Raw genomic sequence first — 21,332 nt, 5'->3', positions numbered from 1 at the left:
GTTGCAGCAAATCTAGGCTGCATTCGCTAGAAAGTTGCCGTGACGATCATCATGAAAAGGTTTACCGCGCATGCCGCTTCACCGCATTCCGCAGGGTCGGGCGGCAGAAGCGTAACCGGCGGAAACGGCGATACTTACGCGACAATTACAGGTAGTTAACCTGCCGTTCGGATGGTTCGGCAGTGTCGAACAGGGTGCGTTGTGCCCTCGGGCTATCCGAGCAGGCCACCCAGCACGCCACCGCTCTGACCGGCCTCCTGGCCGCCGCCGGTGCCGCCGATCATGCCGCCCGGCGGGAGCTCGGAGGGCTGCACGATGACGAAGCCGCGACCGGAGAAGGACAGCGTCAGGCCCTCGCCGGTGCTGCGGCCGATCAACCGGCTGAAGCCGAAGGAGTCATTGCGCTTGATGCCGGTCTGCAGGCTCGACGACCAGGCCACCGCCGCCTGCGGGTCGGCGTAGGTCGGCTGATCCACATTCAGGACCACCGGGGAGCCGTGCGTGGTGATGGCAATGCGGCCGCGACCGGTGAATACGCAGTTGAAGAATCCGGCATTGCTGGCGTAACCGGCTGCGCCACTGACCCTTTGGATCTTGTAGGACAGCGAGGTGTCGAAGGCCAGTACATTCGCGCCATTGATGGTGAGGCCGTCGGAGCCGTCCAGATCGACGGTGTGCACATCGGCGGCGGCATTGGCGAGGAACAGATCTCCGCGACCGGACACCTGCATGAGCGGTACGCCCTCACCGGTGAGCCGCTGCTGGATGGCGCGGCCGATGCCGCCCGAGCCGAGCGCCTTGAAGTGCAGATCGCCCTGGTAGGCGACCATGGATCCGGCGCGCGCCATGGTCTCGCCACTGACGGCGACCCGGATCATCTTGCCGCCCTGCTTCTGAATGCCGATGCCGGTGACCTCGGCGTGGCTCGGGTTGAACAGCTCGCTCTGCATCGGCGGCACTCCTTGCTGGGACGGGGGCGGCGGTACCGGAGCCGCGGGGGAATATGCCTGTGCCGGTGCGTATCCGGGCTGGGGTGGGTAGGACGGTTGCGGCGGAGGCTGATTCGGCGGCGCGTACGCGGGCGGCGGGGGTTGGTAGGACGGCTGCGCGGCAGCCGGATTCGGTGGCGCATATGCGGGCTGCGCCGGGGGTGCGCTCTGCGGTGGTGCGTACGAGGGCTGCGCCGGGGGTGCGCTTTTCGGCGGTGCGTAGGACGACTGAGCCGGGGGAGTACTCGGCGGTGCCGCGCTCGGTGGCGCCTCGGGCTCGTCGTCGATATTCACGCCGAAGGCGGCCGCGATGCCCGCCAGGCCATTGTCGTAGCCCTGGCCGACCGCGCGCACCTTCCAAGCCCCGCCGCGGCGGTAGATCTCGACGCAGACCACGGCGGTTTCGGTGCTGAGCCCGGTCATCTGGAAAGTCAGTGCGCCCGAATCGGATCCGATGGTGGCGGTCAGCGAGTTGGCGGCGGCGAAGGTGGCCGGGCCGCTGCCATCCAGGCTGGCGGTAATGGCGACCTTGTCCACATCCGCGGGGAGCGCGGAGGTGTGCACGTCCACCATGTCGCCCGCGCCGCGGCCGTGCCGGTAGACCACGCCCGGGCCGACCGGCTGGTTGAAGAATACGAAATCACCGTCGGACCGCACCCGCCCGTCCGCGCCGAGCAGCAGCGCGGACACATCCACAGCGGCGGAACAGGTTACGGTGACCGTCATCCGGTCGGCGGGCGCGGGCCGATTCTCGCCGCGGGCGAGCGCGGTCACCACGCACCGCCCCGGTCGGCGGCGAACTCTCGCAGTGGCAGGCGATTCACGGTTTCCAGTCTGTCGTGACTGTGGGCCGTGCGCCACCGTGCCCCGCGCGTCGCCGCCGTGGCTAATCGAACCGCATCGTTCCTGGTCAGTTGATCAGCGGGTCGCGGGGCAGGCCCAGAATGCGCTCGCCGATCTGATTGCGCTTGATCTCCGAGGTACCGCCCGCAATCGAGAGTCCGCGGTGCAGGAGCAGCATCGCATTGCTCATGCTTGCGAAGCCGTCCATGAAGAGCATGTCGCCGCCCAGCAATTCGGTGGCTAAAGCCGCGGATTCGTGGCCGAGCTCGGAGACGATGAGTTTGGTGACGGCTCCCTCGGGGCCCGGTCCCGCGCCGGAGACCGCGCGTCCGGCCGCCCGCAGATTGAGCAGATCCACGCAATGCTGCTCGGCGAGATAGTGGCCGATCCGCGGCGCGCCCTCGGTGAGTCGCTCGGGATGGGCGTCGAAGAGCGGGAGCAGCACCGCGCCCGGCATGGAGAACAGATTCCGGTCGCCGCTGCCGATGCTCACGCTCTCATTGCCGAGCGTGGCGCGCGCGACGGTCCAGCCGCCGTCGATCGGGCCCACCACATCGTCGTCGGGCACGAACACATCGGTGAAGAAGACCTCATTGAACTCCGAAATCCCCGAGGTCATGCGCAGCGGCCGCACCTCGACCCCCGCGGCGTGCATATCGATGGCCATCATCGTGATGCCTTGGTGCTTGGGCACATTCGGATCGGTCCGCACGGTGGCGAACCCCATCCCGGCCAGGTGGGCCTGGGAGGTCCACACCTTCTGGCCATTGACCAGCCAGCCGCCGTCGACGCGAGTGCCGCGCGTCTTGATGCCCGCCGCATCCGAGCCCGCCTCGGGTTCGCTGAACAGCTGACACCACACCACCTGCTGATCCAGTGCGGGCCGCACCCAGCGCTCCAGCTGCTCCGGGTTTCCGTACTGAATGATCGTGAGGATGTTCCAGGCGGTGATGCCGTAACCGGGCCGCTTCACCCCGGCGGTGGCGAATTCCTGCTCTATCACCAGCTGTTCGAGGGCGCTCGCATCGCGACCGAAAGGCTTGGGCCAGTGCGGCATCACGTATCCGGTCTCGATCAGCCGCGTGCGCTGCTCGTCGGCGGCCAGGTCCTTGATGCCGTCCGCGAAATCGCGCGCCTCGGCCCGGAATTCCTCTGCCTCGGGCGGCAATTCGATGGCCTTGGCCCGCACCACTCCCGCGCGGGTCAGCTCCACCAGATCCGCCGCGGCCCGCTTCGGCGCGAGCAGCTGCTCCAGCACCGCGGACCTGCGCATGAACAGATGCGCATCGTGCTCCCAGGTCATGGCGATGCCGCCGTGCACCTGCGTCATGTGATTGGCGCAGAAGTCGGCCGCCGGACCGGCCAGGGTCGCCGCCACCGCCGCCGCGTACGAGAGCTGATCGCCGCCGGTTCGCACCGCGCGCGCCGCATCCCACACCGCGGAGGCCGACTTCTCCACCGCCACGGCCATATTCGCGCAGTGATGCTTCACCGCCTGGAACATGGCGATGGGCCGACCGAATTGGATTCGCGCCTTGGCGTATTCGGCCGCCATGCGGGTTGCCTCCGTAGCGACGCCGACCGCCTCGGCCGCCAGCAGGACTCGCTCGACATCGACCAAAGTCCGTGCGGCACCGGGTATGACGATTGCCGCCGCGTGGTCGAGGGTGATCCGGGCGACCCGCCGCGTCGGATCGAGGTTTTCCGGCGTCTGCACCGTCACCCCGTCGCCGACCCGGACGATCGCCACATCGTCCCCGGCCGCGAGCACCAGCACCCGCGCGAGGCCGCCGCCGAGCACGGCCACCGATCCGGAGGCCGACTCGCCGTCGAGTGTCACGCCCGGCGCGGTGCACACGGCTCCGGCCACCGAGCCGTCGGCGAGGCCGGGCAGTAGCTCCGCCCGCGTAACCTCCTCCGCCGCAATCGAAAGGAACGTGCTGGTGGCGACCGTCGGCACGAAGGCCCCCGGTGCGATCGCGCCCCCGAGCCCCTCGATGACGATCACCAGTTCTTCGACGCCGTATCCGGACCCGCCGTACTCCTCCGGAAGATGCAGCCCGAGCCATCCCAGCCCGCGCATCTCGCCCCAGAACTCGGGCGTGCGTTCCGTGCCGTTCTCGAGCAGGACGCGTCCCATTTCCCGCACTTGTCGCGTCCGCGTGAACTTGGAAACCGTCTCGGCGAGAGCGATATGTTCCTCGGAAATGGCGATTGACATGAGAACTCCTAGTCGACACCGCCAGTATCCGTGCCCACGCAATGGCATGGGCGTGGACGAGGAAAAGTTCGCCAAGTCAACAGAATTCGGGTCAACTTCTAGAGACCGGGGGAGATGGCCGGATAGCTGCGGGGCCGGGCCAGCCGGGTCGGCTGCGGGCGGCCGCGCAGGGTGACCGATTCGCCTAGCTGCCACTGTGTTCGCTCGCGTGGGTCGGCGGCTTCGATGGTGGGTGCCGAGGCCAGGAGCCGGTCGTCGTCTTGTTTGGCCAGTTCGCACAGCCGGGCAGCCTCATTGACGGCATCACCGATCACAGTGAATTCGTAGCGGCGGTGCGCACCGACATTTCCGGCCACCACGCGTCCGGCGGCCACGCCGATTCCGGCATCGAATTCGATTGCGGCACCGGAGAGCCGACGCCGGATGCGGCGGGCCGCGGCGAGGGCTGCCCCGGCGGCATCGGGCAGGGGTGCGGGCGTGCCGAAGACCGCCAGCGCGGCATCGCCTTCGAACTTATTGAGCAGACCGCCGGACCGTTCGACCTCATCCACGACAATGCCGAAGAACTCGTTCAGGATGGCGACGATCTCGGCGGCGGGCCGGGTCGCGGTCATGGTGGTCGATCCGATGATGTCGATGAACAGCGCGGCCGCATCGCATTCGGTGCCGCCGAGTTCCGGATTCTGTGCCAGCGCGGCCGCGGCCACCTCGTCGCCGACGTGGCGGCCGAACAGGTCCCGGACGCGTTCGCGTTCGCGCAGGCCCTGCACCATCTTGTTGAATCCGCTTTGCAGTTCGCCCATTTCGGTGCCGTCGTACACGGTGACCGCCACATCCAGGTCGCCGTCCTCGACCCGGCGCAGCGCATTGCGCACGCTGCGAATCGGCGCGAGCGACGCGGTCAGCGTCTGCACCATCAGGAGCAGGCCGAACAGCAGCGTCGCGCCGCCCAGCGAGAGCACACAGACCGCCAGGCGATCGGTGCTGACATCCACTCCGGACAGCGTGAACACGGCCAGGGTCATGAGCAGCGCGATCGGTGTGCCGGAGCCGAGAATCCACACCACCACCGCGCGGCCGAACATGCCCATGCCGCGCCGCCGCCGAGAACCCGCCGCTTCCAGTACTCGCGCCGTCACCACTCGCAGCGCGAATTCGCTGGCCAGGTAGCTGTACGCGCAGACGACGATCGCGCTGAAGCCGAGACCCAGCACGATCTTCGGGACATAAGCGGGATCGACCATGGCGTAGAGCATGGTGAGCACCAGCAGCGTGCCGAGCCACAGCACCGCCTGCATGAGCATCAACCGGCGCGGTACGGCCGAGGCGGTGATCTGCTCGGCCTCGGTCGGCACCTGGTCGTGATCGGTCGCCCAGCGCAGCGTCCGCAATCCGTAGGCGGTACCGAGGCCGAATCCCAGCAGTACGGCCACTCCCGTGACCACCGGGACGGCGACGAAATTCAGCAGGTTCAGGCGGTGGGTGAGCAAGGAGGGCCCCGGCAACACGAACACCACGAGCGCACAGGCCACTGCAATGCCGATCAGATTCGCCAGCAGCAAGGGAATGGTCAGCAGCAACTGCACCCGCAGCCGCCGCATGCCTGCGCCCTCGTCGGCGGGGCCCAGCAACCGCGAGCCCCAGGGAGCCGGTCCCAGCGCGGCAGGCGTCACCTCGGTGTCGACCATAGGTGCAGCGTAGGGCAATGCGATCTTGCTATCGGCGAGGGTAGGGACCGATATGGTCGATCAGGTCGGGGAGCATGCGGTTCACGTGCTCGTCCCAGTACGGCCAGCTGTGGATGCCGATCGGCCAGAGGTCGTAGGCGACATTGCCGTACCCCAGCGTCCCCAGCCGCACCTGATACGACAGGTTATTGAGGTGGGACAGGACCTCGAGGGTGATGCCCAGGGACAGATCACCCGCGGCACTCATATCGGACGAGCCGGAGGACTCGTCGGAAGGCGCGGGAATCCCGGTTCCGCCGCCGATATAGATGCGGGTGTTGGCCGCGATGAGCGCGGGGGCGGAGATGAAGGGATCGTGTAGCCGCCATTGGGTATTCCACGGCGCGCCCCACATGCAGTCGACGTTGTAGATGCTGCCGCGCTCCGCGAGGGCAATCCGAATGGCTTCCGGCATGCCCGGTGCCGAGATGTTCGGATAACTGGACAGTGCGCCGACGAAGCTGAACTGGTTCGGATGATGCGCGGCGAGATTCAGCGCTCCGACGCCACCCATGGAGACGCCGAAGATGCCGTTGCGGACGGAGGAGAAGCCGTACTTCTCGGTGAGAGCGGCGGGTAGATCGCGGGTCAGGAAGGTCTCCCACACCAGGCGGGTCCGCCCATTGGCACTGGAGCTGCCGAAATCGGTGCGTCCGTTCGGACTTGCCGGTCCGTCGACGCTTCCGGTCGATCCCAGGCAATCGAAGCTATTGAGGCTGTTGGGGGCGAGCCAGTCGCTGTAGAAGGTGGCCCGGCCGCCGATCGGCATCACCACATTCACATTGGCCGCGGTGAGCCGTTCGGCGACGTCGGTGTTCCGTTCCCAGGAGGAGTAGTCGGCCGGTGCGTCCATGCCCTCGAGGGCGTAGGCGACCCGGTCGGTGCTGCCGTCCGCCGCGCGGAAGACCCTGGAGGTGATGGGGCCCATCTCGGATTCGACGACGAAGTCCACGCCCTCCGATGGCGTGCCCTCAGCGACCGACGGTGTCAGCATCGTCAGGAGAACGGCTGCTATTCCGACGGTTCCGCGAAGGCAGTAAGAGAAACGCCTGGTATTCACCGGTTATGAACATATGGCACGGCACCGATCGCGCCCGGCCGACTCGCCGGATGCGGGCTAGTGTCCGGTGCGATACCGCGTCACGAACCGCCGCAGAATCTCCTGCGGCACCGTGACCGTCTCCTGGTACCCGAGCGCAGTCAATTCCGCCGCCCGGTCGGACTCGAAATATCCGGCGTCCCGGTAGATTTCGATCCGCAATGCCAGACCGTCGCTGTCCAGTTCGGGATGGAACTGGGTGGCGTAGACATTGCTCCCCACCCGAATCATCTGTACCGGACAGCCGTTCGATCCGGCCAGCAGGACCGCGTTCGGCGGCACCTCCTGGCACGACTCCTTATGCCCGACGAAGGCCCGGAATTCGTGCGGCAGGCCGTCGAGCAGCGTGTCCGCCTCGGCCTCGGGCGTCAGGACCATGGTCTGCGCTCCGGCGGTCTCCCCGTATCGGGCGTCGCTGACCTTCCCGCCGATCACCTCGGCGAGAATGCCCAAGCCGTAGCAAGCGCCCAGGTAGGGGAAATCGCGGGCGGCGATCTCGCCGACCAGCTTTCGCAGCCCCGGCTCGAATCGTTGCTGGTAGTCGTACTTCCGGTCCTCGGGACTGCTGACATTGCTGGGCCCGCCCCCGACGATCACCCCCGAGTAGTCCTCGAGCTCCAGGTCGGGCATCCCCTGATCCATGCGGACCCGCCGCAACTCGCCGTCGGCCAGCCCTCCGGCCCGCAGGACCGCCCGATATTCGTCATCCGATGCCGCATCTTCGGGACGCAGCTGTAACAGCAGGAAAGGCTTGAACATGGGTGCTCATCCGCTCCTCGGGGCGATCATTGCCATCCGGAGGATAGCTCCGTAGCGTCGAATCGTGAGCGAGAGGCTCGAGAACGCGTTCTTCGCGGACCCGCACGTGTACTACCGGCGGTGGCGGCAGCAAGGCCCGGTGCATCGGGTGGATTTCGGTGACGGGCTCGATCGATGGATCATCCTCGACTATGACGCGGGGCGGGCGGCGCTCGCGGATCCCCGGCTGGGCAAGGACATCGAGCGATTGGGCGAGGTGCTGGCCCGCAAGCGCGGCGGGACGTGGGTGAACTCGCGGCCCTCGGATTCCTTGCGGCACATGCTCAATGCCGATCCGCCCGCGCATACGCGATTGCGGAAGGCGGTGGCGAAGGCATTCAACGCGCGGCGCGTGGCGGCGCTGCAACCCGTCATCGAGCGGACCGCGTTCGAACTGCTGGACGGCATGGCGGAATACGATCAGGTCGATCTGCTGGACGCCTTCGCGGCACAGCTGCCGGTGACCGTGATCTGTCATCTGCTCGATGTGCGGATCGCTGATCACGAGACCTTCCGCGAATGGACCAAAGCCCTTGTGGGGACGCTGGATCCGCAAGCCGAGCGGGCGGCGGCGCATGACGAGATGGTGGAGTTCCTGCGGAAGATGTTGCAGGACAAGCGGGCTGATCCCGGTGACGATCTGCTGTCCGAGCTCGTCACCGATACCGATGCGCTGCTGAGCGAATCCGAACTGGTGGGCATGGCCCTCTTGCTGCTGGTCGCGGGGCATGAGACGACCGTCAATCTGATCGGCAACGGGACGCTCGCGCTGCTGCGGGATCGGGCCTGGTGGGATCGGCTGCGGGCCGAGCCCGCGCTGGTTCCGGCGGCGGTGGAGGAGTTCCTCCGCTTCGACGGGCCGGTGGACCTCTCGACGCCTCGATTCACCGCCGAGCCGATCACGGTCGGCGACACCGTGATTCCGGCGGGCGAGGTGGTGTACATCGCGCTGGCCGGGGCCAATCGTGATCCCGGGCACTTCGCCGCCCCGGATCGCCTCGACCCGGCCGCCGAGCGCACCGCCCACCTGGGGTTCGGTCACGGACCGCATTTCTGTGTCGGCGCACCCCTGGCCCGCCTGGAGGCCCGGGTCGCGTTCACCGCGCTGCCGCAACGCTTCCCGGAGCTGCGGCTGGCCGTGGACGAGTCGGAGTTGCGGTGGTATCCCAATCCGGTGATCCGGGCTCTGACCGGCCTTCCGGTGCGACTCGCGGGATAGGCTGAGCTGCAGCGGAATCCGGTATATCGGGGGTGAGCGGCGGTACACTCCGACAATGCCCCGGTCGACGCAGGGAATAACAATTTTGCGCCGACTGGCCGCGGCGGCCACCTCGGTACTAGCCCTTGCGGCCACGATTCTGTGCGCGGGCGCGGTGGCCGTGGCCGATACGGGGGAGACCGTGATCGCCGCCGATTACACCAATGCCGCCGGTACTCGGCACTATTTCGTGTACGCACCACCGGGTGACACCGCCGGGCTGCCGCTCGTGGTGTGGCTGCACGGCTGCGGCGGCTCGATCAGCGATGACGACAATCCGCCGGATGACGTGATCACCACCGACTTTCTCGCCCAATTCGCCCGGGATCGCGGATTCGTGGTGGTGTATCCGATCCAGCCGTGGACGTCGAATCTGCTGGGGTGCTGGAATTGGTTCGATGCGGCCAATCAGCATCGTGATGCGGGGGAGCCGTCCATCATCGCGGGCATTACCGAAACCGTTCGCGCCCAATTCCATTCGGATCCGAGCCGCGTCTACCTGATCGGCCATTCCTCCGGTGGGCTCATGGCGACCATCCTGGGGGCGGCGTATCCGGACCGCTATGCCGCGATCAGCACCTGGTGCAGCGCCGCCTATCAGTCGAGCACCGATGTCACCGGTGCGGAGGCCTTCCGTGAAATGGGGCCCAGGGCCCGCCCGATCCCCACGTTCCTGGTCGAGGACGGCACCGACGTGCTCAGCACCGAGCCGATCGGCCGCCTCGCCGTCAACCAGTGGCTCGGCACCAATGCGCTCGCTCTCGGCCGCACCGGCCCGCTGCCCCCGCCCACCTCGGTGGAACGGTTCGACGCGGACCCGTCGATCGGCTTCCGCGCGGGCGGCATCCTGGAGAGCCACGATATGGGTCCGATCCAGGTGCAATTGCTGACCGTCGACGACGGCGGCCACAATCTGCGCGGCAGTGTGATCGGCGTGGGCCGCCAGGCCCTCGATTTCCTCTTCCGGTACCGGCTTCCGTAAGGGTCAGATCAGGCCCGCCGCCAGGGTGTCCCAGAACGCGGTCTCGTAGGCGTGCAGGAGCCGTGGGGCGCGGGCGATGTCCTCGGGCGAGTCGCCCGCGGCGAGACCGGCCGCGACCACGGCTTCGGCCTGCTCGGCGAATCCGGGCGGTGATTCGGCGAAATATCGGAAGAAGGCGACGGCCGTCTCACCGAATCCGTACTGGTCGCGCAGCGCCGAAGCGGTTCGGCCGCAATAGGATCCCCATTCCTCCAGATTGGCCAGCATGGCCAGCGCCACCTCGGCCGCCGTTCCGAACAGGGCGCGCTGGGCGACATAGGCCGGATACGCCTGGGCCAGCGGCCGGGGCTCGTAGACGTGAAGGTCCTTCTCGCTCATGCCGAGTGCGGCGGCGAAGTCGTGCAGCAGCCGGAAGGCCTCCGCCTCGCCCTCGGCGAGGGTGAGGAAGAACGGCCCGGCCGGGCGTTCGGGATATCGCGAGGCCAGCAGCGCGAAGCTGCGCCGATCGCTGTCCACGATCCGGTATTCCTCACCGGCTAGCCAGGACAGGCGGTCGCGCGGCACCTGGCCGCGTTCGAGGGCATCGAGGAACTGATTGGGCAGTGCGGCAGCCGAGATCTCTCCCTGAGCGCGGGCGACCAACTCGGCAGCGGTGTGGTCAGCCATGTCTCCAGGGCAGCACCGAACGCCACAGGAGTCAACAGCCTCCGGTATGTCCCGCAGGGCTCGCGATCATTTCAGCGAGACCCGAGCCCCCGCGGCCTCGAGCTTGATCCGCACGGTATCGGCGGCAATCTGGTCCACCTGCTCCAGTACGCGCGCCGGAGCCGCCTCGACCAAATCCTTCGCCTCCTTGAGTCCCAACCCGGGCACGACTTCCCGGATCGCCTTGATGACTTGAATCTTCTTGTCCCCGAACGACTCCAGAATCACATCGAATTCACTCTGCTCCTCGACCGCTTCCACGGTGTTCCCCGGAGCATCCGTGGCGACCGGAGCCATCATGGGCGTCCCGCTCACCCCGAACTGCTCCTCGAACGCCTTCAGAAATTCTGAAAGCTCCAGCAGCGTCATCCCTTTGAATACATCGAGCAATTCATCGACACTCATTTTGGCCATAATCATTCCCCTGCAAGCGACCGGAATACCTCCAGGCTACGCGGGGTGCCGCCCGACCTGCGCGGATTCGAGCAGATGGCGGTGCGGCGGCCCGCCGACCGCGGCTTACCCGGGTGGTTCCGGCGATGATGCCCTGATCCTCGTGCGTCGGAATGCAGGGCATCACCGGGGTAATCGTCAGCCAGTCGCACACTCACTTTTTGACGGCGGCAACTGTACTCGGTACCGCCGCAGGGGGTTCGGGAGGTGGGGCGTCTGGGGCGGATTTGCTTCTCGTTCGAATATTTTCTGTGAGAATAGTTTCGCCTGAAACATCTTCGAACAGTGGGATTATTCATGACCGAACAGCAGACCTTCGAGCTCGGCGACTTCACCACACAGCATGGGGCCACCCTGCGCGGCGCGTTCCTGGCGTACACCACGTACGGGGAGCTCAACGCGGACAAGAGCAATGCCATCGTCTATCCGACCTGGTATTCCGGGCGGCACTGGGACAATGAGTGGTTGATCGGGCCCGGGATGGCGCTGGATCCGGAGCGGTACTTCATCATCGTGCCGAACATGCTCGGGAATGGGCTGTCAAGTTCGCCGAGTAACACTCCGCCGCCGTATGACCGGGCGCGGTTTCCGAACATCACCGTGTACGACCAGGTCAAGGCCCAACATCGACTGGTGACGGAGAAATTCGGGATCGAGAGGCTGGCGCTGGTGACCGGGTGGTCGATGGGGGCGGGGCAGACCTATCAATGGGCGGTCAGTCATCCGGAGATGGTGGAGCGCATTGCCCCGTTCTGTGGGTCGCCCCGAACGAGCCTGCACAACAAGGTATTTCTGGAGGGCGTGAAGGCCGCGCTCACGGCCGACTCCGTCTTCGCGGGCGGCTGGTACGGCGAGGTCTGGCCGACCACCGGATTGCGCGCGCTCGCGCGGGTTTACGCGGGCTGGGGCTTCTCGCAGGCCTTCTACTGGGACAAGGAATACGAGAAGCTCGGCTACACCTCCCTCGAGGACTTCCTGATCGGCTTCTGGGAGGGCTTCTTCCTCGACGGCCGCGACCCCAACAATCTGCTGACCATGCTGTGGACCTGGCAGAACGGCGATGTCGGCCTGACACCCGGCTTCGACGGCAATACCGAAGCCGCCCTGGCCTCCATCACCGCGAAGGCGCTCGTCATGCCCGGTGAGAAGGACCTCTACTTCCCGCCGGAGGATGAGGCCTGGGCCGTCAGCCATATGCCCAATGCCGAACTCCTGGTGATTCCCGGTATCTGGGGCCACTTCGCCGGTCACGGCAGTAATCCCGAGGACACCGCCTTCATCGACACCGCGCTGCACCAACTTCTGGCGAAACCGGGCGGTCTCGCCTAGCGTCGACCGAAAGGACGATCATGGGTGCGGAGGAGACGCTGTGCGGAATTCGGATGACTTCTTCCCACTCGACCTGCCGCACCCGCACTCGTCCTTCTCCGAATACCTGCGCCGCTCCGCACCGGAGTTGCTGCCCTGGAACGATTTCGGCATGCGGCACCGCGTCGACGGCAAGAAGCTCGCGCCCCACGGCACCACGATCGTCGCGGTGAGCTATCGCGGTGGCGTGCTGCTGGCGGGCGACCGCCGGGGCACCATGGGCAACCTGCTGGCCCTGCGCGACATGGAGAAGGTGTTCATCACCGACACCTATTCGGCGGCCGGTTTCGCGGGCACCGTCGGCCTGGCAATCGAGATGATCCGCCTGTTCGCGGTCGAGCTCGAGCATTACGAGAAGATCGAGGGTATCGCGCTGACCTTCGCGGGCAAGGCGAACAAGCTCTCGAAGATGGTGCGCGACAACCTTCCGGCCGCCATGCAGGACATGGCCGTGGTGCCCCTGCTCGTCGGCTACGACCTCGACGCCACCGACCCGGAGCGAGTCGGCCGCATCATCTCCGTCGATGTCGTGGGCGGCCGCACCGAGGAGCGGTTCGGCTATGCCGCAGTCGGTTCCGGTTCGCTCTTCGCGAAATCGGCGCTGAAGAAGACCTACTCCCGTGGCATCGACGAGGACCGGGCAATCCGAGTGGCGGTCGAATCGCTCTTCGACGCCTCAGAGGACGACACCGCCACCGGCGGCCCGGATCTGGTGCGCGGCATCTACCCCACCGTCATCGTGGTCGATGCCGAGGGTGCCCGGCAGATTCCAGAGGAGCGCCTGGTGGACATCACCCGCGAGCTCGTCGCCGAACGATCCGCCGAAAACGACTGATTCCGTGACGGATTCGGGTTGGTCTCTCGCTAGGTGGCGATCGGCCCGAGCCCCCCGAAGAATCCGACAATCCGGCGAATGTGCCCGGTTTCGGAAAGCTCGGCGAAGTCCAGCCCATCAGGCAGCGCCGACCCATCCGCCATCACCATGCGCCAGGCAAACCGAGCCACCCCATGATGAGCGTCCACCGCACTGCTACGAACGATCGTCGCCCCGGGCCGCCCGCCGACAACGGAATCAATATGCGCGAGTAGCGCATCCATCCCCACCACATGCACCGTGGGATCGGTATACGTCGCCCCCTCCGCCCACACCTCCCCGAGCAGCTTCCGCCGCCGCTGCGGATCCGGATCGCTCCACGCCGCACAGTAGATATCAATGACCTGATCGAGACTCCGATCGAAAACCACCATCCCGCCATCCTTCCAGGATCAGCGGGGGGAGCGGCCCAGACCTTCGAAGAGGTTCCAGGAGGTGCTGCCCTTGGTGTGGAGGTAGTAGGCGTAGTTGGCGGTGGACATGGCCAGGGCAGCGAAGACGAAGCCGGCCAGCCGGGCGAAGACATCGGGGAGGTTCATCGCGATGCCGAGGATGCTGACCACGACGATCGCGCCGAGCAGGGTCAGACCCTTGCGCCACATGCCTTTGACGAAGAAGTAGATGGGGCCGAAGAGGAAGGCCAGGAAGTTCGAGTTGAGCATGATTTTCTGGGTGAACGGGAGGGCCTTATAGGCGTCTCGGGCGGCGGGGGAGGAGCCGGGGAGGCCGTAGGCGTCGTAGAAGGCGAAGCGTTGCTGCCAGCGGGCGGAGAGGGTGGACGATTCATGCGGATTAGACATGGCACGGGACGATAGCGGCATTTCGGGTGTGGATCGCGGAGGTTATTCGTGAGCTGTCGACGTGGCGACACCCGGTCGCCTTGGCTTGACGACCGGGTGCCTCGGGGAAGAGATCAGTGGTTGTTGTTGTAGCTGTTGGAGTTCGAGGAACCCGAGCTGGAGCCGGATCCGCCCAGGAGGCGGCTCAAGGCGCTGAGTGCGTCGGCCGAGCCGGAGAGGACTCCGCCTGCATTATCGGCCACATCGGCCGAGCCGGTGGTGATGCCCGCGGAGGCCGGGGCGGCGACGGTGAGCAGCGGGGCCGCGGTGATGAGGGCGAGGGCCGCGCAGCGGGCGAGGAAACGATTCTGTGGTTTCATGGAGGAGTCTTTCTCGGTCGTATTCGATTCTCGGGGAAGGCAACCGGAGGCCGGCCCGTACCGCGTGGAGGTGGACTGGGCTGGCATCCGGGTCAGTTCTGGTCGGCGGGGACGGCCAGGGGCTCCCATTCCTCGGCGATGGATCCGGTGCCATCCGAGCCGAAGGAGCCGGAGTTCGGCGGGGTCGGGCCATTGCCGTTATTGATGACCGACTTGCCGTCGAAGTCGGGGGAGGCCTTCACGCCCAACAACGCGACGACGGTCGGGGTGACATCGACCAGCGAGTTGGTGGAGTTGGTGACTCCGGCCTTGAAGGACGGGCCGCGGGCGATGAGGAAATTGGCTGTCTCCTCGGCGGATTGACCGCCGTGACCGCCGGAGGGCTTATGCCCGTGGTCGGCGGTGACCAGGATGTTCCACTTCTCGTTCGGGTTGGCCTTGGCGCGGGCATCGACGGCGGCCACGATCTTGCCGACTTCGGCGTCGACGCGCTTCACCGCATCGAGGTATTCGGTGGACGCGCTGCCGTGTCCGTGCCCGGCCTCGTCGACCTGATCGAGGTGGGTGAACAGGAAGTCGGGACCGTCATTGGTCACCGCGGCCGCACTGGAATCGGCTGTGACGGCATCGATTTTGGCTTCGGTCGGGTCGTCGGGCTGATTCGCGGTCGCGATATTGACATCGGCATGCGGATTATTCGATCCCGCCATGATTCCGATGGTGCCCCAGGTGGCGATCGATTCGGTCTTCAGTTGGGGATTGGCCTTTTCCAACTGGGTGAATGCGGTCGGGTATTTATTGAATGGCGCGGTGGTGACATTGTTGTCGTAGATGCCGTGCTTGCTGTCCCACACGCCGGTCAGCACGGTCGCCCAGGATGGGCCGGAGATGGTGGTGTGCGGCGCGATCGAGGTTTGCCCGAGCGTGCCCTCCGAGGCGAGTTTCAGCAGGTTCGGTGCCTTGGCTTCCTGAACCTTCTTGTACATCGTCCCGTCCAGCCCGATCACGACCACCTTGTTGACGGTGGTGTCGGCGAAGGCGGGAGCGGCTGCGGTGAGGCCAGCGGCCAGGGGAAGCGCGGCGGCGACGACCATGACCAGGGGATTCAAGGTACTTCTATTCGGTAGTTTCATGGTCTAGACCGTGTCAGGGGTCACCGTTCGGCGTCTAGATCTTGAAGCCGGTATTCATCCACGGTTCATCGGCTGATCGAGTTCCAGTGCAGTGCAAGAGGGTTGCTGCACGTTCGCCAATTGAGTGAGTAGTCGACTCATGCGAGATGTCGCACATGAACGATCCTGCATCGTCGCGGCAACGCTGGGCGGATGCTCGTAATCGCCGCGCCCGCAATCGAGGTGAACGAATGACGCCGAGGTGCGCGGGTCATGTCCCCGGATGCTGCCACCCCGTGTTAACCCGGCGCTCGCTTGTAATAGGTTGTGGTGCACAATTCTTGATGCCGCCCGTATCCACGGTGATTCGACCCTTCGGCTCTTCGAATTCGCGTCAATGACAATTCGCGCCGAGGGTTCGGCATGTTTTGTCATCCCCCGGGGCGTAGCCTACGATCTACGTACGTAGAACGTAAATGGACGTGCGCCTGCGTATTCTGAGATTATGGCGACCGTGCCCGGGCCGCCCGCCCGGACGGCCGTTCACGTCGATCGGAAGGGGCCGTCGATGCATTTCGAGATGACCACTGAGATAGCAGCTTCGGCCGAGGCGGTATGGCAGGTTCTCACCGATGTCGAATCGTGGCCGCAGTGGACTGCCTCGATGACTCGGGTCGAGCGGTTGGACTCGGGCCCACTCGCCATCGGAAGCCGAGCCCGTATTCACCAGCCTCGCCTGCTACCAGTCGTGTGGACGGTCACCGCGCTGGACCCGGCAACAGGTTTCACCTGGGCAGCCAATGGGCCCGGCCTCACCACCACCGCGAGCCACGATCTCACCCGCCGCGACGAACATACAACCGTGCGCTTGGCAATCGACCAAACCGGCCTCGCGGCACCCATTCTGGGTGGCCTCATGGCGGGCCTGACCCGCCGTTACCTCGTCATGGAATCGCAGGGCCTCAAATCACGCGCCGAGCAGGGCGACGGCGAAAACTGAGCGCGCCCAACGGATTAGCACCGCGCCGGCGGGACCACCGCTCGCCGTCGGCGCGAGGAGGTCAACGGCTCACAGGTAGCCGATAACCCGACCCGCCCCTCACTCCCGCCCGTTAAGTGGCTGATCTTAACCAGAGCCCGAACCGTTCGCATGCCATCGCACACCTGCTCGATCTGAGCGGGAAATGCCTAGCGCAAGGTCTGGCATCGAAATGCCAGACCTTGCGCCGGATTCGGGTCAGGAAGCGCGTTGACCGGCGAGCAGGCTCTGGTCCGGTTCGCTCATCAAGAGCATCAGGGCGTCGCGGGCCCGGGCGACTCGGGAACGGATGGTGCCGATCGGGCAGCCGATGGCGTCGGCGGCCTCGCCGTAGGAGAGGCCGAATACGCGGGTGAGGACGAATGCCTCTCGGCGATCCTCGGGCAGGCTGCGCAGGAGGTCGGCGATGGCCAGCTCTTCCGGGAAGTCGGAGCAGTCGCGTTCGTGGTGTTCGTCGATGGCGGACTGCCATTCCATATGCGCCTTCTTCGGGCGTGCGGAGGCGCTGCGAATCCGGTCCACCACCACGCGCCGCGCGATGGATAGCAACCAGGTTCGCGCCGAGGATCTCCCGGCGAAGGACGGCACGCTGCGCAGCGCGCGCAGGAATGTCTCCTGGGTCAGATCGTCGGCGGACTGCACATCGGTGAGATGCGCCACGAACCGCCAGACATCGTGCTGGGTCTCGCGAATGAATCGTTCGAGAGCCACTCGATCGCCACGGCCGGCCGCCAGCGCGAGCTCGGTCAGCTCCTCTTCGGGTGAAAGCCGATGTCGAGGGGACAGCGGCAAGGGGATGGGTTGCATTGCCAAGCCTTCGGTTCGACGACGCCACGGCAGCGCGGCGTCGGAAAGGATCGGCCGTCGCGAGGGTGCGACGTACCGCGAGAACGGAGGGTCGGCCAATCACCGGCGCGGTAGGAGTTCGGAGCCGGGTGCGCACGCTGAAGCGGCCCGGTGTGCGGGGCCGGAAAACCGTGCCCCCGCCGAGGCGAAGCGTGTCGATATGTGCGGCAACCGGAGTGGAATCCGGCGGCGGTGAATGTCAGACCGTGGATGCGCTCGCGGGCGGACCCCGCCTGGCAAGCACATGCCGGAGCAAGGTCTCGGCAGGCTGCAGAATTCGATGCTCGATGACGAACTCGCCGGTCACTCCGGCGGAGGTGCTCGGGTGCAGATAGACCAGCAGCAGCGGCACGAACACGCGCGCATACAACGCGCGCAGCAGCGAGAACAGCGCCAGCTCGCCGAACCACAACCACAGCCCGCAGATCAATGCCGCCAGGCAGTGCGCCCCGGCCATCGACGGCGAGTTCAGGGCGTCGTCGGTCTTGGGCATGCCATGTCCGCCATGCCCGCTCGCCATGGGTGCGAGCCCGAACCACAGATGCAGCACCAATTGCAGCCCCGCGAGCCCGCCGACCAGCGCGAACACACCCCACTGCCGATCCGCGAGCGCCCAAGTCACGGCGGCGGTTCCGGCGAAGGCCAGCAGCAATGCGGAGAACGAGAGCTCATGACCCGACACCCGGGCGTGCCCGGCGGCAGCCAGCGCGACCGCGACCATGGCGAAGATCGCCGCGCGGACAGCGCGAGTCACGGGTGTCACGAATTCAGCGGTCATGGGTGTGCCCATCGTAAGTCCGAATTCCACGGGAACCGAACCGCCCGCCCATCCGACTACCGGAGAGAACGGACTCGCACGGGTCCGTGGCCATCGGCTCGCGGAGGATTTCGCATGTTCACTCGCACCTGGCCGAGAGTCGCGCTGACCGCGCTGCTGCTCGCCGGATCCGGGCTGCTCGCCGCCTGCGGATCGGGTGATTCCGAACAGAGCGCCGGGCATCAGCCCGCGTCCGGGCACTCGGGCTATCCGCTCACCATCGACAATTGCGGTTTCCAGCAAAAGTTCGACAAGCCGCCCTCGCGGGTGCTGCTCATGCAGGGCGCGTCCGTCGGCGAGGTGGAAACCTTCCTACTGCTCGGCCTGGGCGACAAGATCGTCGCCAATACCCAGTACTACGGCGTCTCCGATATCCCGGGCATGCCGCAGCAGGTCGACGCGCTCCCCAAGGGCGGGCTCACTCTCAATAAGGCCGCCGACGTCCCCGCCGAACAAGCCCTGGCGCTGCAACCCGATCTGATGGTCTCCACCTGGTCCGGCGGCTTCGACCCGAAGTTCGGCTTCGCGAGCCGACCCATGCTGGAGGAGGCCGGAATTCGCACCCTGGTGAATCCGGTGAACTGCGCCTACGGCAAACCGAAGGATGTGACGCCGCCCGAACGCGACGACTATGCGGGCGCGTCGACGAAGTCCTCGCTGGAGTTCATCACCCTGATCGGCCGCATTTTCGGCGTGCAGGACAAGGCCGAGAAGCTCGTGAACCAACTGCAAGGCCGCATCGACGCCGTACAGCGGCGAGTCGCCGCGCAGCCCAAGCAGAAGATGCTCATCGCCTTCCCCGATATGGCCATGATGAACAGCAACAAACTGCCCGCCGTGTTCTCCGGCGGCATCTACGACTCGGTGGTCCGGGCCGCGGGCGGTGAGCCCAGCTTCCCCGACGGCGGCAAGGACGTGACCGCCAATCTCAGCGCCGAACAGCTCGCCGCCGCCCAAGTCGATGTCCTGGTGGTCGGTGCCTACCGGCCCGGCGAGGACCTCGATGCCGAGGCGGCCAAGTTGTTCGCCGCCTACCCGCAGTGGAACGCGTCCAAAACCAAGTCGTATGTGAAGGTCTCCGATGGCATTTACCTCGGCCCGGCGAATGCCGACGCGATCGAGAAGATCGCCAAGGTCGCCCATCCCACCGCATTCTGAGCGCGGGTGGGCACGGTCCGGGCGCTTGACCCCGGCGGTGCTCCTGCCGCTCGGGGTCACCGCGCTGGTGCTGGCCTGCCTGGCCGGGATCACGGTCGGCTCGGTGCATGTTCCGGTGGGCGCTGTGTGGGAGACGCTGCGCTATCACGTGCTGCGGATCGGTGAGCCGCCGAGCGCGCTGCACGGAATGATCGTGTGGCAGTTGCGGATTCCGCGTGTGGCCGCCGCGATCGTGGTGGGTGCGGCGTTGTCGATGGCGGGCGCGGTGTTGCAGGGCATGGTGCGCAATCCCTTGGCGGATCCGTTCGTCATCGGTGTGTCCTCGGGTGCGGGGCTGGCGGCGGTGGTCGTCATGTCCTCGGCGTCGGCGCTGTGGATGCGCAATCTCGGTGTGCCGCTTGCCGCTTTCGCCGGAGCCATGGTGACGCTGCTGCTGGTGTTGTTGTTCGCGCACCGGCGCGGGCAGTTCACGGGGGCGCGGATCGTGCTCGCGGGTGTGGCGATCGGTCAGGTCGCCGCGGCGGCGACCAGCCTGATCCAGCTGCACTCCGAGCCCGCCGAAATCCGCGGCATTCTGTTCTGGATGATGGGCAGCGTCGCGGGCGCGGAGCTCGACGCGCTGCGATGGCCCGCCCTCGCCGCCGTGGCCTGCATGGCGTGGCTGCTGGTGCGGGCGCGCGGGCTGAACGCGCTTGCCATGGGTGATGACGACGCGGTGGCGCTGGGCGTGGATGTGAATCGACTTCGCTTGCAGCTCATCGTGATCGTGGCCGTGCTGACCGGATTGTCGGTGAGCATCGCGGGCGGTGTGGGCTTCGTCGGGCTGATCATTCCGCATATCGCCCGGTTCGCCACGGGGGCCGACTATCGGCGGCTGCTGCCGGTGGCCGCGGTGCTCGGCGCGACCTTCCTGGTGCTGATCGATCTGGCCGCACGCGCCATCGATGCGCCGAACGAATATCCACTGACCATTTTCACCGCCGCGCTGGGTGGGCCGTTCTTCCTGTGGCTGCTCAAGCGGAGCCGGTCGGGGGGAACCGTATGACCCTGCCGGACAAGGGAATCGGCTCGGCGGTCGAGGTGACCGGGCTGCGCGTCGATATCGACGGCACGACCATCGTGGACGCGGTATCCATGACCGCGGCACCCGGATCCCTCACCGCCATTGTCGGCCCGAACGGATCCGGGAAATCGACCCTGCTGCGCGCGGTGTATCGCGCCGGACGCCCGGCCGCGGGCACGGTGCTGATCGGCGGGCGCGATGTGTGGCGGACGCCGGTGCGGACCGTGGCGCGCGAACGCGCCGTGGTGACCCAACATCAAGGCGAAGCAGCCGATTTCACCGTCGGCGAGATCGTCGCCATGGGCCGCTCACCGCATAAACGATTCCTGGAAACGGACTCCCGCGCGGATCGGAAGATCGTCTTCGAGGCCATGGACCGGGTCGGTGTCACCGAATTCGCGGATCGGCCGTTCGCGGGCCTGTCTGGTGGAGAACGCCAGCGGGTGCTGCTGGCGCGGGCACTGGCGCAACAGGCCTCGGTGATCCTGCTCGACGAGCCGACCAATCATCTCGATATCCATGCCCAGCTCGCACTGCTGCGCCTGCTGCGTGAACTCGACGCCACCATCGTGCTGGCCATCCACGACATCGGGCAGGCGCTGGCGTATGCCGATCACGTCGTGGTGCTGCGGGACGGCGGGGTGGTCGCGGCAGGGGAGCCGAGCGCGGTCATCACCCCCGAACTGCTGCGCGAGGTCTTTCAGGTGTCGGCCCGAATCATCGAGAACCCGATCACCGGCCAACCGCACATCATCGTCGGCCTCCCCGACGAAATCCCTTCGGACACCGCGAATATCGCCGCGCTGACTCGAGAAAGCTGA

The 21,332-nt window shown here is 66.4% G+C and carries 21 protein-coding genes; 8 read left to right on the top strand and 13 right to left on the bottom strand.

Going from position 1 to position 21,332, the window contains the following annotated elements; translation table 11 throughout:
• Nucleotides 1-212 precede the first annotated feature (212 nt).
• The 5 genes from AB0N05_RS35975 to AB0N05_RS35955 all read right to left on the bottom strand — a co-directional run bounded on the left by AB0N05_RS35975 (nucleotide 213) and on the right by AB0N05_RS35955 (nucleotide 7,638).
• The gene (locus AB0N05_RS35975; RefSeq protein WP_364703231.1) at nucleotides 213-1,715 is read right to left on the bottom strand and encodes an AIM24 family protein; all 1,503 of its coding nucleotides are present in this window, start codon (nucleotides 1,713-1,715) and stop codon (nucleotides 213-215) included.
• A gap of 184 nt (nucleotides 1,716-1,899) precedes the next feature.
• Nucleotides 1,900-4,053: an acyl-CoA dehydrogenase gene (locus tag AB0N05_RS35970; protein ID WP_364702718.1), complete on the bottom strand. Its 2,154-nt coding sequence runs from the start codon at nucleotides 4,051-4,053 to the stop codon at nucleotides 1,900-1,902.
• Between the two features lie 98 nt (nucleotides 4,054-4,151).
• Nucleotides 4,152-5,741, bottom strand: coding sequence for an adenylate/guanylate cyclase domain-containing protein (locus tag AB0N05_RS35965; protein WP_364702716.1), 1,590 nt, complete (start codon nucleotides 5,739-5,741; stop codon nucleotides 4,152-4,154).
• A 28-nt stretch (nucleotides 5,742-5,769) separates the two neighbouring features.
• Nucleotides 5,770-6,774 (bottom strand): alpha/beta hydrolase family protein, encoded by a 1,005-nt coding sequence (locus AB0N05_RS35960; RefSeq protein ID WP_364702714.1) that lies wholly within the window; start codon nucleotides 6,772-6,774, stop codon nucleotides 5,770-5,772.
• 123 nt (nucleotides 6,775-6,897) lie between these two features.
• On the bottom strand, nucleotides 6,898-7,638 hold the full coding sequence (locus AB0N05_RS35955) for a glutamine amidotransferase (RefSeq protein WP_364702712.1): 741 nt from the start codon (nucleotides 7,636-7,638) through the stop codon (nucleotides 6,898-6,900).
• A 64-nt stretch (nucleotides 7,639-7,702) separates the two neighbouring features.
• Here AB0N05_RS35955 and AB0N05_RS35950 point away from each other — a divergent pair, with 64 nt between their 5' ends.
• Both AB0N05_RS35950 and AB0N05_RS35945 read left to right on the top strand, forming a co-directional pair.
• The gene (locus tag AB0N05_RS35950) at nucleotides 7,703-8,896 is read left to right on the top strand and encodes a cytochrome P450 (RefSeq protein WP_364702709.1); all 1,194 of its coding nucleotides are present in this window, start codon (nucleotides 7,703-7,705) and stop codon (nucleotides 8,894-8,896) included.
• Between the two features lie 55 nt (nucleotides 8,897-8,951).
• A complete protein-coding gene (locus AB0N05_RS35945; RefSeq protein ID WP_364702706.1) occupies nucleotides 8,952-9,917 on the top strand; it encodes a PHB depolymerase family esterase in 966 nt (321 codons plus the stop codon).
• A 3-nt stretch (nucleotides 9,918-9,920) separates the two neighbouring features.
• Here the strand turns inward: AB0N05_RS35945 and AB0N05_RS35940 are convergent, their stop codons facing one another.
• Nucleotides 9,921-10,583, bottom strand: coding sequence for a hypothetical protein (locus tag AB0N05_RS35940; RefSeq protein WP_364702703.1), 663 nt, complete (start codon nucleotides 10,581-10,583; stop codon nucleotides 9,921-9,923).
• Between the two features lie 66 nt (nucleotides 10,584-10,649).
• Complete coding sequence (gene rplL, locus AB0N05_RS35935) at nucleotides 10,650-11,036, bottom strand: 50S ribosomal protein L7/L12 (RefSeq protein WP_364703229.1); 387 nt, start codon at nucleotides 11,034-11,036, stop codon at nucleotides 10,650-10,652.
• A gap of 336 nt (nucleotides 11,037-11,372) precedes the next feature.
• Here rplL and AB0N05_RS35930 point away from each other — a divergent pair, with 336 nt between their 5' ends.
• Nucleotides 11,373-12,404 carry an alpha/beta fold hydrolase gene (locus tag AB0N05_RS35930; RefSeq protein ID WP_364702701.1) on the top strand — a complete coding sequence of 344 codons (1,032 nt, stop codon included), beginning with the start codon at nucleotides 11,373-11,375 and terminating at the stop codon, nucleotides 12,402-12,404.
• Nucleotides 12,405-12,444: 40 nt separating this feature from the next.
• Complete coding sequence (gene prcB, locus AB0N05_RS35925; protein WP_364702698.1) at nucleotides 12,445-13,278, top strand: proteasome subunit beta; 834 nt, start codon at nucleotides 12,445-12,447, stop codon at nucleotides 13,276-13,278.
• 29 nt (nucleotides 13,279-13,307) lie between these two features.
• On the opposite strand, the gene AB0N05_RS35920 is transcribed toward prcB, so the two are convergent.
• From AB0N05_RS35920 to AB0N05_RS35905, 4 genes are all read right to left on the bottom strand, one after another.
• The gene (locus AB0N05_RS35920; protein ID WP_364702695.1) at nucleotides 13,308-13,691 is read right to left on the bottom strand and encodes a hypothetical protein; all 384 of its coding nucleotides are present in this window, start codon (nucleotides 13,689-13,691) and stop codon (nucleotides 13,308-13,310) included.
• A gap of 18 nt (nucleotides 13,692-13,709) precedes the next feature.
• The gene (locus AB0N05_RS35915) at nucleotides 13,710-14,117 is read right to left on the bottom strand and encodes a DUF2628 domain-containing protein (RefSeq protein WP_364702692.1); all 408 of its coding nucleotides are present in this window, start codon (nucleotides 14,115-14,117) and stop codon (nucleotides 13,710-13,712) included.
• 113 nt (nucleotides 14,118-14,230) lie between these two features.
• Nucleotides 14,231-14,476, bottom strand: coding sequence for a hypothetical protein (locus AB0N05_RS35910; RefSeq protein WP_364702690.1), 246 nt, complete (start codon nucleotides 14,474-14,476; stop codon nucleotides 14,231-14,233).
• Nucleotides 14,477-14,568: 92 nt separating this feature from the next.
• Nucleotides 14,569-15,609, bottom strand: coding sequence for an alkaline phosphatase family protein (locus AB0N05_RS35905; RefSeq protein ID WP_364702687.1), 1,041 nt, complete (start codon nucleotides 15,607-15,609; stop codon nucleotides 14,569-14,571).
• A gap of 559 nt (nucleotides 15,610-16,168) precedes the next feature.
• On the opposite strand from AB0N05_RS35905, the gene AB0N05_RS35900 reads away from it, so the two are divergent.
• The gene (locus AB0N05_RS35900) at nucleotides 16,169-16,588 is read left to right on the top strand and encodes an SRPBCC family protein (protein ID WP_364702684.1); all 420 of its coding nucleotides are present in this window, start codon (nucleotides 16,169-16,171) and stop codon (nucleotides 16,586-16,588) included.
• A gap of 237 nt (nucleotides 16,589-16,825) precedes the next feature.
• On the opposite strand, the gene AB0N05_RS35895 is transcribed toward AB0N05_RS35900, so the two are convergent.
• Both AB0N05_RS35895 and AB0N05_RS35890 read right to left on the bottom strand, forming a co-directional pair.
• The gene (locus AB0N05_RS35895) at nucleotides 16,826-17,434 is read right to left on the bottom strand and encodes a sigma-70 family RNA polymerase sigma factor (protein WP_364702681.1); all 609 of its coding nucleotides are present in this window, start codon (nucleotides 17,432-17,434) and stop codon (nucleotides 16,826-16,828) included.
• 238 nt (nucleotides 17,435-17,672) lie between these two features.
• Nucleotides 17,673-18,251, bottom strand: coding sequence for a hypothetical protein (locus AB0N05_RS35890; RefSeq protein WP_364702679.1), 579 nt, complete (start codon nucleotides 18,249-18,251; stop codon nucleotides 17,673-17,675).
• A 114-nt stretch (nucleotides 18,252-18,365) separates the two neighbouring features.
• On the opposite strand from AB0N05_RS35890, the gene AB0N05_RS35885 reads away from it, so the two are divergent.
• The 3 genes from AB0N05_RS35885 to AB0N05_RS35875 are packed head-to-tail and all read left to right on the top strand — an operon-like array spanning nucleotide 18,366 to nucleotide 21,332.
• Nucleotides 18,366-19,448 carry an ABC transporter substrate-binding protein gene (locus tag AB0N05_RS35885; protein WP_364702676.1) on the top strand — a complete coding sequence of 361 codons (1,083 nt, stop codon included), beginning with the start codon at nucleotides 18,366-18,368 and terminating at the stop codon, nucleotides 19,446-19,448.
• Nucleotides 19,449-19,473: 25 nt separating this feature from the next.
• Nucleotides 19,474-20,493, top strand: a complete 1,020-nt coding sequence (locus AB0N05_RS35880) for an iron ABC transporter permease (protein WP_364702673.1) — start codon at nucleotides 19,474-19,476, stop codon at nucleotides 20,491-20,493.
• The gene (locus tag AB0N05_RS35875; RefSeq protein WP_364702670.1) at nucleotides 20,490-21,332 is read left to right on the top strand and encodes an ABC transporter ATP-binding protein; all 843 of its coding nucleotides are present in this window, start codon (nucleotides 20,490-20,492) and stop codon (nucleotides 21,330-21,332) included. The genes AB0N05_RS35880 and AB0N05_RS35875 overlap by 4 nt, the downstream gene beginning before the upstream one ends.

Source organism: Nocardia sp. NPDC051030, assembly GCF_040683015.1.
Lineage (GTDB): Bacteria > Actinomycetota > Actinomycetes > Mycobacteriales > Mycobacteriaceae > Nocardia.
Note: the sequence above shows the minus strand (reverse complement) of the source record. Positions and strands in the feature narration are given on the sequence as shown.